This window comes from Flavobacterium panici (genome assembly GCF_024499525.1).
Taxonomy (GTDB): domain Bacteria; phylum Bacteroidota; class Bacteroidia; order Flavobacteriales; family Flavobacteriaceae; genus Flavobacterium; species Flavobacterium panici.
The window spans coordinates 4135054-4150201 of sequence record NZ_CP100437.1 but is presented as its reverse complement, the minus strand read 5'-3'; the positions used below and the strand labels follow the sequence as shown (position 1 = coordinate 4150201).

The window sequence follows — 15148 nt, the reverse complement described above, 5'->3', positions numbered from 1 at the left end:
TAAATTATTGAGAACTATTCAGTAAACTTAATTTTTTTTGAATCATTTTCTTAGATAAATTTCTTTTAAAATTTCAACATTAGTTTACTACATTGATAAAGCATCATATTTATATGATGAAATTACACTTATCATATCCATATTTGCGTGATTTTCCGGCATAACAAAGCATTACTTAATATTTTCCGTCAGGATAATAGATAATTGGTACGAATTAATTTTATAAGTAATAGAGCAAAAGATATAACAAAATAAAACAACTGTTTTCTGAAATTTGATTAGTTAATAGAGCTGACATGAAAACATTTTTACGAAATAACGAACTTCCTGCCGTTTATAAAAATTCCTTAACATTAGTCCTGCTGGAGAATAATAATATAGACAAATAAGTATGACATCTGAAATTATAATCAAATGCAGCGAAGCCATAGCAGCCAAAGGCTGGAACATTGCCTTTGCAGAAAGCGCATCAGCTGGAAAATTAAGTTTTGAATTTTCTTTGTCTCCTGTCTCAGGACAAATTTTAAGAGGCGGGATTGTGTGTTACGAAGTATTTGTAAAAGAAGAAATCATGCTCGTGCCACACGATCTTATAGAGACCTATACGCCTGAATCAGCAGAAGTGACCAGTGCACTTGCAGAACGCGCTGCTGTTATATTTAATTCCGATATTACCGTTGCCCTAACAGGTCTTACCACTCCAGGAGGAAGTGAAAACGAGGAAAAACCTGTCGGTACAATATTTCTCTCTATAATTACACCTATGGGAACCATAAATCACAGAGAGGTTTTCACCGGCAGTCCGCAGGAAATCCTGCAACAGGCAGCAGACAAAACCGCTTCGCTGATTTTTGAAAAAATAAAATCTAATAAGCCGTATTAATATTTACAGACAATATAAATCAAAACCGCAAGAGCCAAGGTTATATTAAGACTGTCTCTGCATTAAACCTATCATTATGAGCACAATATTTAAAAAAGGACAAGATGTAAAACAGGAATTTGGCGGACCTGTAATGAAAGTAATCGGTTTTGAACCCGATTTGATAGAAAATGTCATAACACAGTGGGAAGACGAACAAGGAACCGTTATAACTGGAAAATTTATGGATTCAGTTCTGGTTCCCGCTCAGCAACAATAGAAATTGAGCTCGATGCAGACATACATAAATTGAATCCATCGCGCAATAACCTAAAGGAAGTCTCTTAAATTCTCAGCAATAAATACAATTACCAATGGATATTGAAAAAATAAAAAAACGAATTGCCATTCTCGGTGGAGGTCCAAGCGGGCTGTTTGTCTATAAGAGATTAATAGAATCAGGAAGAAATGATTTTGATATTGATATTTTTGAAAGAAAAGCAGAACTTGGATCGGGAATGCCATACAGTATTGAAGGTGCCAATGATGAACATGTTACCAATGTGTCGGATAATGAAATACCTGTAATTGTGAATGCTATGGCAGAATGGATTAAAACTGCACCTTCAGATTTACTGGAAAGATTTAAAATTGATCCGGAGCGCTTTAATGAATATAAAGTAGTACCGCGCCTTCTTTTTGGCTATTATCTCAGCGGACAGTTTGAACTTCTTCAGCAAGCAGGAGCAAAAGCCTGTATTGTCACAAAGGTTCATTTAAACAGCACGGTTACTGATGTCATTTGGAATTCAGCAAAACAAGTTGTAAATATTGAAGCAGCTCATAGTGAAAGCCAGGAATTTGATTACGTAGTAATTTGCACCGGACACAAATGGCCTCTACGTTATGAAGGTACCATACCGGGATATTATGATGCTCCTTACCCTCCTCAAAAACTAGCACAACGGCTTAATCATCCCATTGCTGTAAAGGGTTCTTCCCTTACTGCAATTGACGCTATAAGAACACTTGCCAGACATAACGGTAATTTTGAAGAATCAGCAGATGGCAGCCTCTTTTTTGAGCCGCTGGCCGAAAATGATGCGTTTAAAATTATCATGCATTCCAGAAGCGGGATGCTTCCGGCAGTGCGTTTTCACCTTGAAGACTCCCATCTTTCCAACAGCTCCCTGCTCACAGCAGAAGAAATTGATACGCACAGAAAAAATAATGATGGTTTTTTATCACTTGACTTTCTCTTTGAAAAAGATTTTAAAGAAATCTTCAGAGAGAGGGATCCCGAATTTTATCAGCAGATTAAAGGATTTACAATTGAAGATTTTGTAGCTGAAATGATGGAGCTGCGTGAACGGCTGGATCCTTTTCAGCTGTTAAGGGCAGAATTTAAGCAGGCAGAAAAATCCATTAAAAGACAGGAATCTATTTATTGGAAAGAAATGCTTGCTGTACTTAGTTTTGCAGTGAATCATCCCGCAAAATATTTATCGGCCGAAGATATGCAGCGTTTGCAGAAAGTACTCATGCCGCTTATTTCGATCATAATTGCTTTTGTACCCCAGAAATCTTGTTCTGAACTTTTGGCACTTCATCAGGCCGGAGTACTGGATCTGGTTCCTGTAGGAGCCGAAAGCACTGTAGAGCCTCAAAATAACGGCGGCATACTTTATAAATTTACTGATAATGATAATATACAGCAGTCTGTTTATTACAAAACATTTATTGACTGCGTGGGTCAGCCTCATCTCTCGTATAATGATTTTCCTTTTCAGGGTCTGCTCTCCCAGAAGGCTGTCAGCCCGGCACGATTAAAATTTAAATCATCCGAAGAAGGATTCACAGCATTTAATAAAAACAGCCCTACTATTGAAAAAAACGAGCAGGGCGACTATTTTATGCAGGTTCCCGGAATTGCAGTCAATGATAATTTTCAGATTATTGACCAGTACGGAGCCTACAATAAAAATATTTATATGATGGCTGTTCCTTATATGGGCGGCCTTAACCCCGATTATTCAGGTTTGGATTTCTGCGAGGCAGCATCGATGCGAATCGTGACAGAAATACTTGAGACTTACGGTAATCCATGAAGCAATAATGTGGAAATTTATAATATAAAAAACATGTACTATTTAAAATAAAAAACCTACACAGTGTGCAGGTTTTTCATTAATAATATTTCAATTATATTATAAAAAAGTAATGCGATATTATAGCCGCTTATTTCCATGGATCAAGAACTACCTTAACACATCCATCTTCCTTCTTATTGAAAATATCATAAGCATGTGAAATTTCAGAAAGCGGAAGCCTGTGGGTAATAATGTCATCAAGCTGAACTTTACCCTCTATGACGTATTGTAAAAGTTTATCGATATGTTTATGCGCAGGAGCCTGTCCGCCTTTTAAAATTATACCTTTATCAAAAAACTGTCCCAGCGGAAAATTATCATAATTGACAGGATAAACACCCAGAACAGAAACAATACCGCTTCGTCTGACAGCGCTCATACAAGCTTCTAATACTTTAATGGAACCTTTTTCAAAATTGATAGTGGCTTTGATTTTATCGGTCAGACTTCTCTCTGGTTCAAATCCTACTGCATCGATACATACATCTGCACCACGGCCTTTAGTAAGGGCTCTGATCTGTTCAACAACCTCTTTTGGATCATCCCATAAAATAGTAGTGGCTCCCGTAGAAACCCTGGCTTTATCAAGACGATACTGAAGGGTATCTACTATTATCACCTGCGATGCGCCCCTAAGCCATGCACTTTTAGCGGCCATGATCCCTACGGGGCCAGAGCCAAAAATAGCAACGGTCTCTCCTCCTTTTACTTCACCCCAGTCCACTCCTGTATATCCGGTAGGAAAAATATCGGTAAGAAAAAGCACCTGCTCATCCGTAAGGTTTTCAGGCACCACACGCGGTCCATAATTGGCATATGGAACCCGTACATATTGTGCTTGTCCCCCATCATAACCTCCGTAAAGATCCGTATAGCCAAAAAGCGCTCCTCCTTTTTCAGTCAGGATTCCTCCCTCAGGTCCATAATGCTCAGGATTACTATGTTCGCAATTTCCCGGAACATCATGATTGCAGAAAAAACAGTTTCCACATGCAATTGGAAAAGGAACCACTACCCGGTCTCCTCTTTTTAAATGGGTAACTGCTGCTCCTGTCTCCTCTACTATTCCCATAAATTCGTGGCCCAGAACCATTGGAGAAGTCGGCATTGCCCCGGAATAAATATGCAGATCTGATCCGCAGATCGCCGTAGAGGTAACCTTCAAAATAATATCGTCCTGTGCATTGATTTTCGGATCCTCTACCGTATCGTATTTAACAGAACCCGGTCCGTGTATAACTGCTGCTTTCATAATAGTTTTTTTTTAAAATTATCAGAAAACTAAGTAACTGTAAATTAAACGATTAATCTTATACAATAACTCCTAATTCTTACAAATACAACATGAATCTACAGCTAAACAATAAAGAACTGCTGCCAATAATTATTAAGGATAAGACTGGATTTTTATCGGTAAAAAAAAACCTGCACTATTAAAAATAGTACAGGCTCTTTATTTCAAATCAAATCTGGGATTTGCGATTGAAATTATTTTTGATCTTCCTCTTTCGCATCAAAATTGATCGTATTATAAGCCGCTTCAGTTAATAAAACATCCGCTTCTTTTTCTTCAGCAAGTGTTTTTTCAAGCAAAAGTACCGCATCATCTTCTCCCAAAGTCGTTGCAAAAGCCGCCAGTGTACCATAAGTAGCAATTTCGTAATGCTCAATTTTTTGAGATGCGGCAATAATTCCGGCATCTCTTACCGGTCCTGATTCTGTTTCCTCCATAATGCTTTCGCCCTCTTTTATAAGTCCTTCCATAGCATCACACTTTTTAGCTGCTGCTTTTTCGCCTACAGATTTAAAAACTTCTTCAAGTCTGGCTACTTGTTTCTCTGTTACAGCTAAATGATCGTTTATTGCAGTAATTAGATTTTGAGATGTGGCATTTTTTGCCATTTTTGGAAGTGCTTTAACCAATGCTTTCTCAGCCCAGTAGATATCTTTTAATGAATCTACAAACAATTCTCTTAGTCCTTCAGCAGCAGAAGGTTTTGCTTTTACTGTTCCTTTGGCTGTGGTTTTAGATGTTGTTTTAGCAGTTGCTTTAGCTGTTGTTGTTTTATTGGCAGCAGTACCTGTGTTGCCTGATTTGCTTTTTGAAGCGGTCGTTTTTTTTATCGCAGTTTTCATAATGTTTTTTTTAAGGTTAAATGCCAAAATTACAACAGCCTATATCTTAAGACTTTATAGATTTTAAGCAATTTCTTATAGTATTCAAACCTTGCATCGCTTAGATTAAAAAAAGCCTTTTCTAAAAAACTAATATAAATATGTTTTAGGCAAAATCTTATAAAATGTTATATAAATTATGTAAAGAAAAAATTAGTTAACATTCTGAAATTTGTTGTAAATCAATTTGATATGAAGCCATTTTTACACAGATACGGATTATTCATTTATTTTATGCTTATCTCCTTCAGTACGATGATAGTGGGCATTTATCTTTAATAATAACAGTGAGCTTGCTAAAAGATTAAAATGCATGGTTCATGTTTTATTTCTTACTCGCTTACACGCTATTATAACTAACTAAAAAATATCATTATGCATACAGTTACACCTTGGAGCGCGACTGCTCAGGCAGATATTGAGAATAGTGAGATCCTTTTAGAAAGAAAAATTAGTTCTTTTACTTATCAGCTTTATAACACAGGTGATTCGCTCTGGATTGCTGTTATAATGCCAAATAGTGGAAAAATAGCTTTTCGTACTGCCTTTGCTATGAACAGCTGTTTTGAGGTATCAAATTTGTTAGATGATCAAGATAGCATTGTTATTATTTTAAATTCAAGACTTGGGAGCTATGAAGTCCGTATTAATTTTCCGGATACAGTAACACCTGTTTTACACTATACCACGTCATTTACGGCCGTTGTTCCATTGATGATGCCGTTTTGGCCTCGTGATATAATTCCGCTGACACAAAATGGAAATGTCGAAAATACTGCAGGCACAATTCATATGGCACAATTCGGTTCCCGCTCCGGACTATTGTTTGCCAGCATAACAAAGCCTAAAACAGGATCGTTTTTTTATTTCCAAAATCTTACTTCATTATCGGAATATTGTGAGGCTACCCAAACTGAATCTAAAAATACAGTCGGGGGAAAATGGCCCGAACTTGGTTTTCAGCTTCCTGCTACTGATAAACTGCCTCTGCCTGCAGGTAAAGCTTTTATCCTGTCAGATGCCTATGTCATATTAGAAACGGAAGTTGTAAATAAACCAACGGCCATTTGTGAACACTTTTTAAATAATCTTGTCAAAATATATAAGGTATTAGAACAACCCGCAATTGAATATAACAATTGGCCGGATATTGCAAAAAAGGTAATTGCCGACTTAACTAATAATAAAGGTTCATGGACTCAAAAAAACGGAATTCCTTACCTCAATGCTTACTTATGCGATTATGAAACTCCCGCTGAAAGTATGGTTCAGCTTGCTGTACTAACTCCTTTTAAAGAATATGAAAAATGGAGCGGCGAGAAACAGGCAGTGTGCGAAGATTTGATTAAAGGGCTTCCTGCTTTTTACGATCCCAAAATAAAATGTATAAACCGCTGGCTTCCCGCCCTTGCTGATCAGCTGGATGGTTCTGAAGAACAGAAAAAAGAAATGGTGATGGATTCCTGGTACCTGCATCACCCGCTGATGAATCTGGCGAGACTGGCGCTCCAAGGCAATAAAACAGCAGAGAAACTTCTATTGGATTCCGTTGATTATGTAATTAGGACTGCGCGTCATTTTAATTATAAATGGCCTGTATTTTATAATATGGAAACACTGGAAATTATAAAAAAAGAAACTGCCCCCGGCGCCGGAGGGGAAAATGACGTCCCGGGCTCCTATGCTCATTTAATGCTTTTAGTTTATAAGCTCACAAAGGAAAAACGTTATTTAAACGAAGCTGAAAGAGCGGCAAAAAAACTGGAGGATCTCGGCGTTTCTATTTTATACCAGGCCAATAATACTGCCTTTGCTGCCGGTGCCCTACTAGAATTGTATAAAATTACCAAGAAAAAAATGTACCTCGATCTGAGTTATATCTGTCTTGCCGGGCTCTTTAAAAATGTACAGCTGTATGACTGCCGGTATGGATTTGGAAAAAATTACACCAATTTCTTTTCGATATTTCCTCTCAATGATGCGCCTTATACCGCTGCATATGAAGAGCTGGAAGTTTACGCCGCTTTATCAGAATATTTAATTAAAGCGGAAGATGTAGAGCTGCTGCCTGCTGTAAAAACGCTGATTCCTGAATTTGTTAAATATGCCGTCAATAGGATTGCCTATTATTACCCGCCTTTACTTCCGAAAGAAATGCTTTCTGATGAAGTAAAAACTGGTGAGTTGCAGCGTGACTTATGGATTCCGTTAGAAGACCTGTACAACGGCTGGGAAAAAAGCGGCCAGGTGGGTCAGGAAGTCTATGGTGCCGGAATGGCATTTGGCGTTGTACCAAGACAATACATCAAAATCGATGAAGACTTTTTAATCTTTATTGACTATCCCATTACCCGCCAAAGTAAGAAAGGAAAATCAATCACCATAAAACTTGACGGCGATAAGGAAATGTACTGCAATTTGAAAATTCTAAAATTGGGCCAGAACAGCATTAAAATGACTGTTTTTCAGGATAAGGAACTACAAAAGGCTTTTCATAAAAAGGCAGCAATACATGAATATAAAATTTCAGGTCGGGGCACAATTAAAATTCAATGGTAATATTGAATTACAGCTGCAGGATAACTAATAATAATCACTTTATAAAAGATATATAATGGAAAAATTGACAAATTACTTTGGACAGAATATTAAAGGTAAAAGAATAGTAATAACAGGAGGAACAACCGGAATAGGAAAAGCAATCGCCGATGTTCTGGTATCGCTTGGAGGCAGGGTGCTGATTTTTGGGAGAGATGAGAAGGATTTTAAAGATGCCGTTGCTGATATTCAAAAACAATTTCCCGACAGTGAGGTTTACGGTACTCCTGCCGACGTTACTAAAAAAGAAGACATACAGAAAATCTTAAAAATAGCAGACACAGAACTTGGCGGTATTGACATTCTGATCAATAATGCGGCACTGGCAGCTCCGGGAATAACCCAGGAAAGTTATGATGAATATAAATACATCATAGACACCAATATTACCGGATATCTGGCATTTGCACAGGAAGCGGCCTTAAGGATGAAACAGCAAAAATCAGGACATATTATTAATATCGGGTCGATGAGCGCAGAAAGCAAAGAAGCAAAAAGCACCATTTATGTAGCAACAAAATCTGCCATTAGAGGTTTTAGCACTTCGCTTCGTAAGGAATTAAACCCATTAGGCATTAAAGTTTCTTTAATTGAGCCGGGAGCCGTTACAAGTGATATGCAGCCGGACACTAAGGCCGAACAAGAAGAAAAAATAGAAAAATTAGAGATGCTGGAGGCGTATGATATTGCAATGAGTACATTATTTTGTCTTTCCCAGCCCAAAAGGTGTGATATTGTAACCATGCAGATCAGGCCGCATCTTCAGCTCATTTAAGGGCTTTGCTCAATGGGCAGGCCCAGCTCAATGGTGGAAAAATTTTTATTTCCATAATCTCCAAATAATAGCTGGCTCCAAAATATGAGCTGCAATCAACAGAGTTTCAAATAGAATAAAAAAACTGATTTACTGATAATTATGCAAACAAAAACATCTTATTCTGTAAGCTGAATGATTGTTATTGCTTGTAATTTTAAATAAAACACAGAACGTCAAATTAATATACTTATGGAAAATTTACTCACTCAGGAAAATTTGAATGATATCAAAGAATTAATAGAAAATAAAATTGCAGATATTCCCGGAGAATTCCTCCTTCTTGGGGGACTCGGCACCTTACTGTTATCATCTTATCTATTAAAAAAAGGAAATAAACAGGCTGCCGCTGCTATAGGCTCTTTAGCTGTACCCATAGTGGGAATAGGTCTTACTAAATACAAGGATCTTTTAAAATCAGATTTGGAAAGTTTTAAGCAATATGTACAGCCTGCTGAATCATAATTCTGACTATTTTATTGCAGATTAAATTCAGGTCTTAATTCAGAAGGCTTTAGGATTATTAAAAATATTAAATTTAAAAGTCATGGAAAATTTACATAATTACAGCAGTGAAGAACTTCAAAAATGTCCGTACCATCAGCAGTTAAATGCATCTGCTGACAAGAACACAGGTAAGCATGTCAACACAGGAGACTGGGGCGAAGAACGCGATGAGGACGGAACAGATCCAAACCGCTATGAAAAAGGTCTCAACAACAATTCCGGAGAAACAGGAAGCGCGGCCGCTAATAAAATCTATAAATTTTAAAAATATACATTATGCACACTTCAACTATATCCAATAGAAAGGTCAACTCAAAAAGTAACGTAAACGTTTCTACATTAGAACGTATTCTTATGACAGCAGCAGGATCCTATCTGCTGTACAAAGGCTTGACCCAGGAAAAGAAAAGTATTTCGCAGATTACATCTGGAGGCGCCATGCTCGCGCGAGGTATAAGCGGCTACTGCCCTGTTTACAGTGCTGTTGACCATTTAAAAAATGACAAAGGCTCTAATGTTAACATCAGAACTAATGTGACTATCAATAAACCTATCAGTGAGGTATATGCCTTTTGGCGCAACCTGGAGAACCTTCCAAAATTTATGAACCATCTGGAATCAGTGAAGACTATCAGCAGTACACAGTCAGAATGGACCGCTAAAGGACCAGCCGGTATTGGGTCATTGAACTGGAAAGCCGAAATCATCAAGGATCAGAAAGAAAAGCTGTTAAGCTGGCAGTCCAGCGATGGTGCATCGGTTAAAAACTTTGGAAAAGTGCTGTTTAAAGCTAACGGTGATACTACTGAAATAGATGTAACAATATCTTATCGTGCTCCTCTGGGAATTGCCGGTCAGGGTGCCGCAAAACTACTGAACCCACTTTTTGAGAAAATCATACACGATGATATCATAGGGTTTAAAACCTATATTGAATCAAAACAATAAAAAGAAAATGTTCTTTGTTTGTTTTAAAAAACCTTTTGGAAACTGGTTTCCAAAAGGTTTCTTTTCTTTCTGGATTCCAAAAAAACGTATGAATCAAGCAGATAGAATTTCTTACAATTAATTTATTTTAAAAAGAAAAATAGATAAAAGAGTAACAATTAAAATGTAACTTTACTACATGAGAAGAAATGGTGAAATTATTATAATTGAAGATGATGAAGATGACAGGCTTTTTTTGAAAGATATTTTTGAAAGTCTGGATTATCCCAACAAAATAAAGTTTATAGAAGACCCAATGGAAGCGATACCTTATTTATCCAAGCCATCAGTTCTCCCCTTCCTTATTATCTCCGACATTAATATGCCGAAAATCAACGGCTTTGAACTCCGTGAGCAGATCACTTCCATTGCGGAGATCAGCCATAAATGCGTGCCTTATATTTTCCTTTCGACTTCCCGAAATCCTGAAAATGTAAATAAAGCTTACAGCTGTAACGCACAGGGATATTTTAAAAAAGAAGAAGATTTTTCGGTCTATAAAATCATGATGAAAAATATTGTCGAATACTGGCTTACCAGCTTGACACCGGCCGCTATGCTTTAATAAATATACAAGAAAATGGCACTAAGCACCTGCCGTATAAAAGGCACCGACATAACCTGGATCGACATATACGATCCAAGTGAAGAAGAAATCGAATCGGTCAGCAGTAAATACAGTTTGAATTCTTACGCCCTGCTCGATTCACTTGATCCTGATCACCTTCCTAAATACGAAGAGCACAATGATACCCATTTTTTAATCATTAGGCTCCTGCACGACGAAAGTCAGAAACTGCCAACAATACAAAGCCTGAGCAGCAAAATTGCCGTATTTTTTACCGATAGTTTTATCATTACCATACATCGCTCTGCCCAGCCGCTGATTGAAAATATCATGAAGAATGTGGTGAGTGCGGGAAAGATAAAATCTGCTTCGGGAATTGCCATACATATCGTGGGTGATGCCCTGCGTTCATTTGAAGAACCTGCCATGAAACTTTCAGCCGATATTGATTCTTATGAATCCACCCTGTTTTTAAAGAAAAATATACCCGATGATATGATCGAGGATATTTATTACTTGAAAAATCGTGCAGGCCTTTACAAAAAACTGCTCCTGCTGAGCAACGAAGTGGTAAACTCCATCAAAGCCGAGGGAGAAGAACGTCCTGCTCAGCGTGACGTACGTGACCTTCATACCAAACTGGTCCTGCTTTATGACCAGGTACAGGAAGATGCCAACAACCTGCTCAATATTTATCTTTCCCTCTCTGCCCGTAAGACTAATGACGTTATGAAAATCCTCACGGTTTTCTCAGTCTTTTTTATGCCGCTTACTTTTATCGTGGGAATTTATGGAATGAATTTTAAATTTATGCCTGAATTAGAATCGCCTTTAGGATATCCCCTTACAATCCTGTCGATGATTGTAATATCTGTTTTGATTTTTTTCTGGTTTAAAAGAAAAAAATGGCTGTGATTATAAAATTGAATCCAGTATGGCAATAAGTTCTGAATAACTGTTAGGTTTACTAAAGAACTTGATGATTTCATTTTGGTCAAGTTTTAGTTTCATAAACTCCTCAGAAGGAGTTGAAATTAAAATTACAGGAATAACAGAAAGCCTTTCACTACTTTTTAGCTTTTGCAACAGTTCCCCTCCATTGATACGGGGCATATTGTAATCCAAAAAGATAAGATCTGGCAGCTGCTCTGCAGACTGCAGTTCATCAAATGCCCTTTCTGGATTTCCAGCCCATTGCAGCTTTACTTCTCTATTAAGTGCTTTAACAGCTTCCTCGAATATCTCGGCATCTTCGGGGTCATCATCAATGAGTAAAATATTTTTATATGACATTCAAATACATTTTTAATCTGCTGCAAAATACAGTTATTATAGTTACGTATTTTAATCTGCTGCGGTTTAGCAATCTATAAAAAAATATATGGCATTTCTATTACGCAGAAATTATAAGTGGAAATTTTACAACAATACAGAAAAATTATATAAATCCAGTTCTTTTCCAAAAATTATTTTTGCATTTATGTGATACTTTTTTAGTTATACACACTGCTTTGTCAGTATTTAAGATTTATATTTAATCAAGACCATGAGAACAATACTAATCTTTTTCTGTTTTTTAAATGTATGCCTTTGTTATCCGCAGCAACAGCAGCATTATTCTCCCAAAGTACAGCTTGCCATTGAGACGTACGCTTTTTTGAAAGCACAAAGTGCCGCCCTGAAAAAAGTCGCCATGCAGTTTCCTTGCTTTACTAAAGAAGTCAGATCCTTAGAAAAAAATGCTCAGGCAGTATTTGGCAGGGCTGAGAAAAACATTGAACATTTTCTGCAGGAGGAACTTAATGATTCGCAATTCACCAGTTTAGAAAAACATATCGACTCACTTGTAAAAGAACAGCTAAAAAATCCCATACAAAAGAAAAAATATGCAGACGAATTTCTTGAGAATATCAAAGACAAAATAGAGTTTAGCAAAGACGCCGCTGTTCACAAAGGAATTATCTCTTTCGCCTATCATGATGCCCCACATCAGGAAGTTACTGATGGGCATTCTGTAAAATTTACTATAGAAGGCCATCCCAAAGCAGAAGAAACTGTACTCACACTTCCAATACCTAAAAGCTGGACAGCCCAGGAAGCTGAAATGCCTGCTACCGTGCAGGAATTTACCAGCTGTGATGGCAAAGGAAATGAAAAAATACTCATCCTGATTCATGAACTTCCTCAGGAATACCAAAACTTTGTCCTTACTGAAAAATCAGTTTTGGAGATGATACCGACACAAAGCAGACTCATTCGTACAGAGCCGATTACCATCGATAATAGGACAGGCATAATGGTTGAAATTGAAGAAATCTTAGATTTACCAACAAATAAAATGAAAGTACGTATGCTGCAGTATATGCTGGCTCATGAGCAGAAATTATTCTGTCTGCAGGGCAGTATTGGTCCTGTATCGATGCACCAAAATCTGGATCTTGAAATGCGAAAATATGAACCGCTTTTTAGTCTGGTTGCCAAAGGAACGCAGATAGATTAAATGAAGGAAAAATATCATCTGTAATTTAATGAGCTGCTATAATTTTAAACTTTCATGATCAAAAAGATATTACCTCTAAAGGTCAAACTTCGGAGGTTTTTTATGGACATGCACAGCAATAGTTTAAGATGAAAATTGGATAATCCCCAGCACAAATTGTATAACAGATCCATTGTAGTAAAGTATTAATTTAGATATCTAATGAAAATTAGAAATCCAGCATTAGTATTAATTAAAATAATTACAATATGGACGAGATACAAATACAAAAAAACAGCCTTAAAGGAAAAGTTGTCGTGATAACCGGTGCCACCAGCGGTGTGGGCAGAGCCGCAGCTGAAGCTTTTGCAAATGAAGGGTGCACTATTGTTGCAGCAGCCAGAGGCAGTAAAGGTATTGATGATGTGGTACAGTATTGCCGTTCATTAAATGTTCCAGCTTTTGGCATTTCTGCAGACATGTCTATTGCTCAGGATGTTGAAAAGATCGCCAGCACAGCTTTGTCTATAAACGGAAAAATTGATGTCTGGGTTAACAACGCCGGTGTTATGGCCAGTGGCAAATTTGAAGAAATACCAATGGAAATCCATGAGCAGGTCCTTAAAACCAATTTGTTTGGATATATGCACGGAGCTTATAATGCTGTTAAAATTTTTAAAAATCAGAATGAAGGTATTTTAATCAATAATATATCTATCGGCGGATTTATGCCTGCCCCATATAGTGCCGTATATTCGGCATCTAAATTTGGAATAAGGGGGATGATGGAATGTCTTCAAGGTGAAATTTCTAATTATAAGCATATTCATATCTGCAATCTGTATCCGCAATTGCAAAATTCTACCGGAAATCTGCATTCAGCCAAGTATTCCGGTTTTAACATGACAATTCCTTTTATAGCTTCAGATCCGCGTGAAACTGCCGCCAAAATGGTACAGCTTGCCAAAGAACCACAAAAAGACCTTTTTCCCGATTTGCGCGCTGCGGCAATCACAAACCTTTATAGATTATTTCCCAAGACTGTAATTAATACAGCCTCTGCCGCTGTTAGGACTAAAATGGCACTTAATACCAATAAGCAAGATGATTCTGGAAATGTTTTAAATATTTCTAAAGATCCGCTGAGAGTTTACGGAAATGAACCGTCAAAAAATGCTCCCAAAATAGGTTTAGCCATGCTTGCGGGAATTGGCATCACTGCTGGATTATATCTAATGAGTAAAAAGTTATAGACTAAAAAAAATTAAGATAAACGATCAGGATTCAGCTAATTTCCCTCTTACTTCTCTATTTCTATATATTCAAAAATAAGCAACGTTAGAAGCAGCTTAATTTAAAAATCATCATTATATAAAAAATGTCTCAATAGTGAAACATTTTTTATATACCTTTGTGACATGAAAGACACTAAGGGCAAAATAATAGAAGCTGCAATATCAATTCTCAATAAAAATCAAAGCGCTTCTATAGAACAGATAGCAGCAGAAGCAGGAATTACAAGACGTACTATTCATCGTTATTTTAGCGATAGACTGAGTTTAATTGAACATTGCAAAGAGAATATGCTGACTGTATGCAACGAAAAAATGAGCAATGCATATAAGTCCAGTCAGGATCCTATTACTCAAATTGAATATATGCTGTATGCTGCGATTGAAGTAGGTAATCAATATTGCTTTTTGAAAAAATTATATCAGCATACTGATTATTCTGAAATTAAAAATAACAATGAATCTGAATACAACAACATTAAACTGCAATGGTTTAAGCTTATAGAAAATCTGCAGTCTGGTGGTTATATCAATACTGAACTAACTATTGGATGGATATACAATTTATTTGGAGGAATAATTGAAACAGCAGTTCTTTCTGTGCAGTCAGGAAATATATCACTTAACGATGTCAAAAAATTTGGCTGGATTTCTTTCAAAGGAGGTATTGGTTTACATAAATCAGAGTAATAACCGATAGTTTTTCAAAAATAGCA

General features: G+C 36.9%; 16 protein-coding genes. 13 read left to right on the top strand and 3 right to left on the bottom strand.

All coding sequences use genetic code 11. The annotated features are described in order from the left end of the window. Positions 1–391 precede the first annotated feature (391 nt). The 3 genes from NLJ00_RS17435 (at position 392) to NLJ00_RS17425 (ending at position 2970) form a co-directional block, all read left to right on the top strand. Positions 392–883, top strand: a complete 492-nt coding sequence (locus NLJ00_RS17435; RefSeq protein ID WP_256634758.1) for a CinA family protein — start codon at positions 392–394, stop codon at positions 881–883. A gap of 76 nt (positions 884–959) precedes the next feature. After that, the gene (locus NLJ00_RS17430) at positions 960–1142 is read left to right on the top strand and encodes a hypothetical protein (protein WP_053471225.1); all 183 of its coding nucleotides are present in this window, start codon (positions 960–962) and stop codon (positions 1140–1142) included. A gap of 94 nt (positions 1143–1236) precedes the next feature. Continuing rightward, positions 1237–2970 carry an FAD/NAD(P)-binding protein gene (locus NLJ00_RS17425; protein ID WP_256634757.1) on the top strand — a complete coding sequence of 578 codons (1734 nt, stop codon included), beginning with the start codon at positions 1237–1239 and terminating at the stop codon, positions 2968–2970. A 130-nt stretch (positions 2971–3100) separates the two neighbouring features. Here the strand turns inward: NLJ00_RS17425 and NLJ00_RS17420 are convergent, their stop codons facing one another. Both NLJ00_RS17420 and NLJ00_RS17415 read right to left on the bottom strand, forming a co-directional pair. Continuing rightward, positions 3101–4264, bottom strand: coding sequence for a zinc-dependent alcohol dehydrogenase (locus NLJ00_RS17420; RefSeq protein ID WP_180860323.1), 1164 nt, complete (start codon positions 4262–4264; stop codon positions 3101–3103). A gap of 236 nt (positions 4265–4500) precedes the next feature. Then, the gene (locus NLJ00_RS17415; RefSeq protein ID WP_180860326.1) at positions 4501–5148 is read right to left on the bottom strand and encodes a YciE/YciF ferroxidase family protein; all 648 of its coding nucleotides are present in this window, start codon (positions 5146–5148) and stop codon (positions 4501–4503) included. 414 nt (positions 5149–5562) lie between these two features. Here NLJ00_RS17415 and NLJ00_RS17410 point away from each other — a divergent pair, with 414 nt between their 5' ends. From NLJ00_RS17410 to NLJ00_RS17380, 7 genes are all read left to right on the top strand, one after another. Then, on the top strand, positions 5563–7746 hold the full coding sequence (locus NLJ00_RS17410; RefSeq protein WP_256634755.1) for a hypothetical protein: 2184 nt from the start codon (positions 5563–5565) through the stop codon (positions 7744–7746). Between the two features lie 55 nt (positions 7747–7801). Beyond that, the gene (locus NLJ00_RS17405; protein WP_256634754.1) at positions 7802–8560 is read left to right on the top strand and encodes an SDR family oxidoreductase; all 759 of its coding nucleotides are present in this window, start codon (positions 7802–7804) and stop codon (positions 8558–8560) included. Positions 8561–8791: 231 nt separating this feature from the next. Next, positions 8792–9064: a hypothetical protein gene (locus NLJ00_RS17400; protein WP_053471219.1), complete on the top strand. Its 273-nt coding sequence runs from the start codon at positions 8792–8794 to the stop codon at positions 9062–9064. Between the two features lie 82 nt (positions 9065–9146). Next, a complete protein-coding gene (locus NLJ00_RS17395) occupies positions 9147–9371 on the top strand; it encodes a hypothetical protein (protein ID WP_256634753.1) in 225 nt (74 codons plus the stop codon). An 11-nt stretch (positions 9372–9382) separates the two neighbouring features. Continuing rightward, positions 9383–10054: an SRPBCC family protein gene (locus NLJ00_RS17390; RefSeq protein WP_408611578.1), complete on the top strand. Its 672-nt coding sequence runs from the start codon at positions 9383–9385 to the stop codon at positions 10052–10054. Between the two features lie 178 nt (positions 10055–10232). Continuing rightward, positions 10233–10658: a response regulator gene (locus NLJ00_RS17385; protein ID WP_053471216.1), complete on the top strand. Its 426-nt coding sequence runs from the start codon at positions 10233–10235 to the stop codon at positions 10656–10658. A 15-nt stretch (positions 10659–10673) separates the two neighbouring features. Continuing rightward, a complete protein-coding gene (locus tag NLJ00_RS17380) occupies positions 10674–11576 on the top strand; it encodes a magnesium transporter CorA family protein (RefSeq protein ID WP_256634751.1) in 903 nt (300 codons plus the stop codon). Here the strand turns inward: NLJ00_RS17380 and NLJ00_RS17375 are convergent, their stop codons facing one another. Next, complete coding sequence (locus tag NLJ00_RS17375) at positions 11577–11954, bottom strand: response regulator (protein ID WP_053471213.1); 378 nt, start codon at positions 11952–11954, stop codon at positions 11577–11579. A 253-nt stretch (positions 11955–12207) separates the two neighbouring features. On the opposite strand from NLJ00_RS17375, the gene NLJ00_RS17370 reads away from it, so the two are divergent. From NLJ00_RS17370 to NLJ00_RS17360, 3 genes are all read left to right on the top strand, one after another. After that, positions 12208–13161, top strand: coding sequence for a hypothetical protein (locus NLJ00_RS17370; RefSeq protein WP_256634750.1), 954 nt, complete (start codon positions 12208–12210; stop codon positions 13159–13161). 248 nt (positions 13162–13409) lie between these two features. After that, positions 13410–14393: an SDR family NAD(P)-dependent oxidoreductase gene (locus NLJ00_RS17365; RefSeq protein WP_256634749.1), complete on the top strand. Its 984-nt coding sequence runs from the start codon at positions 13410–13412 to the stop codon at positions 14391–14393. Positions 14394–14558: 165 nt separating this feature from the next. Further along, entirely contained in the window at positions 14559–15122 is a 564-nt protein-coding gene (locus NLJ00_RS17360) for a TetR/AcrR family transcriptional regulator (protein ID WP_256634748.1), read from the top strand. Positions 15123–15148 lie beyond the last annotated feature (26 nt).

Coding starts and splice junctions, on each gene's coding strand:
- NLJ00_RS17435 (WP_256634758.1), top strand. CDS start 392: ATGACATCTGAAATTATAATCAAATGCAGCGAAGCCATAGCAGCCAAA.
- NLJ00_RS17430 (WP_053471225.1), top strand. CDS start 960: ATGAGCACAATATTTAAAAAAGGACAAGATGTAAAACAGGAATTTGGC.
- NLJ00_RS17425 (WP_256634757.1), top strand. CDS start 1,237: ATGGATATTGAAAAAATAAAAAAACGAATTGCCATTCTCGGTGGAGGT.
- NLJ00_RS17420 (WP_180860323.1), bottom strand. CDS start 4,264: ATGAAAGCAGCAGTTATACACGGACCGGGTTCTGTTAAATACGATACG.
- NLJ00_RS17415 (WP_180860326.1), bottom strand. CDS start 5,148: ATGAAAACTGCGATAAAAAAAACGACCGCTTCAAAAAGCAAATCAGGC.
- NLJ00_RS17410 (WP_256634755.1), top strand. CDS start 5,563: ATGCATACAGTTACACCTTGGAGCGCGACTGCTCAGGCAGATATTGAG.
- NLJ00_RS17405 (WP_256634754.1), top strand. CDS start 7,802: ATGGAAAAATTGACAAATTACTTTGGACAGAATATTAAAGGTAAAAGA.
- NLJ00_RS17400 (WP_053471219.1), top strand. CDS start 8,792: ATGGAAAATTTACTCACTCAGGAAAATTTGAATGATATCAAAGAATTA.
- NLJ00_RS17395 (WP_256634753.1), top strand. CDS start 9,147: ATGGAAAATTTACATAATTACAGCAGTGAAGAACTTCAAAAATGTCCG.
- NLJ00_RS17390 (WP_408611578.1), top strand. CDS start 9,383: ATGCACACTTCAACTATATCCAATAGAAAGGTCAACTCAAAAAGTAAC.
- NLJ00_RS17385 (WP_053471216.1), top strand. CDS start 10,233: ATGAGAAGAAATGGTGAAATTATTATAATTGAAGATGATGAAGATGAC.
- NLJ00_RS17380 (WP_256634751.1), top strand. CDS start 10,674: ATGGCACTAAGCACCTGCCGTATAAAAGGCACCGACATAACCTGGATC.
- NLJ00_RS17375 (WP_053471213.1), bottom strand. CDS start 11,954: ATGTCATATAAAAATATTTTACTCATTGATGATGACCCCGAAGATGCC.
- NLJ00_RS17370 (WP_256634750.1), top strand. CDS start 12,208: ATGAGAACAATACTAATCTTTTTCTGTTTTTTAAATGTATGCCTTTGT.
- NLJ00_RS17365 (WP_256634749.1), top strand. CDS start 13,410: ATGGACGAGATACAAATACAAAAAAACAGCCTTAAAGGAAAAGTTGTC.
- NLJ00_RS17360 (WP_256634748.1), top strand. CDS start 14,559: ATGAAAGACACTAAGGGCAAAATAATAGAAGCTGCAATATCAATTCTC.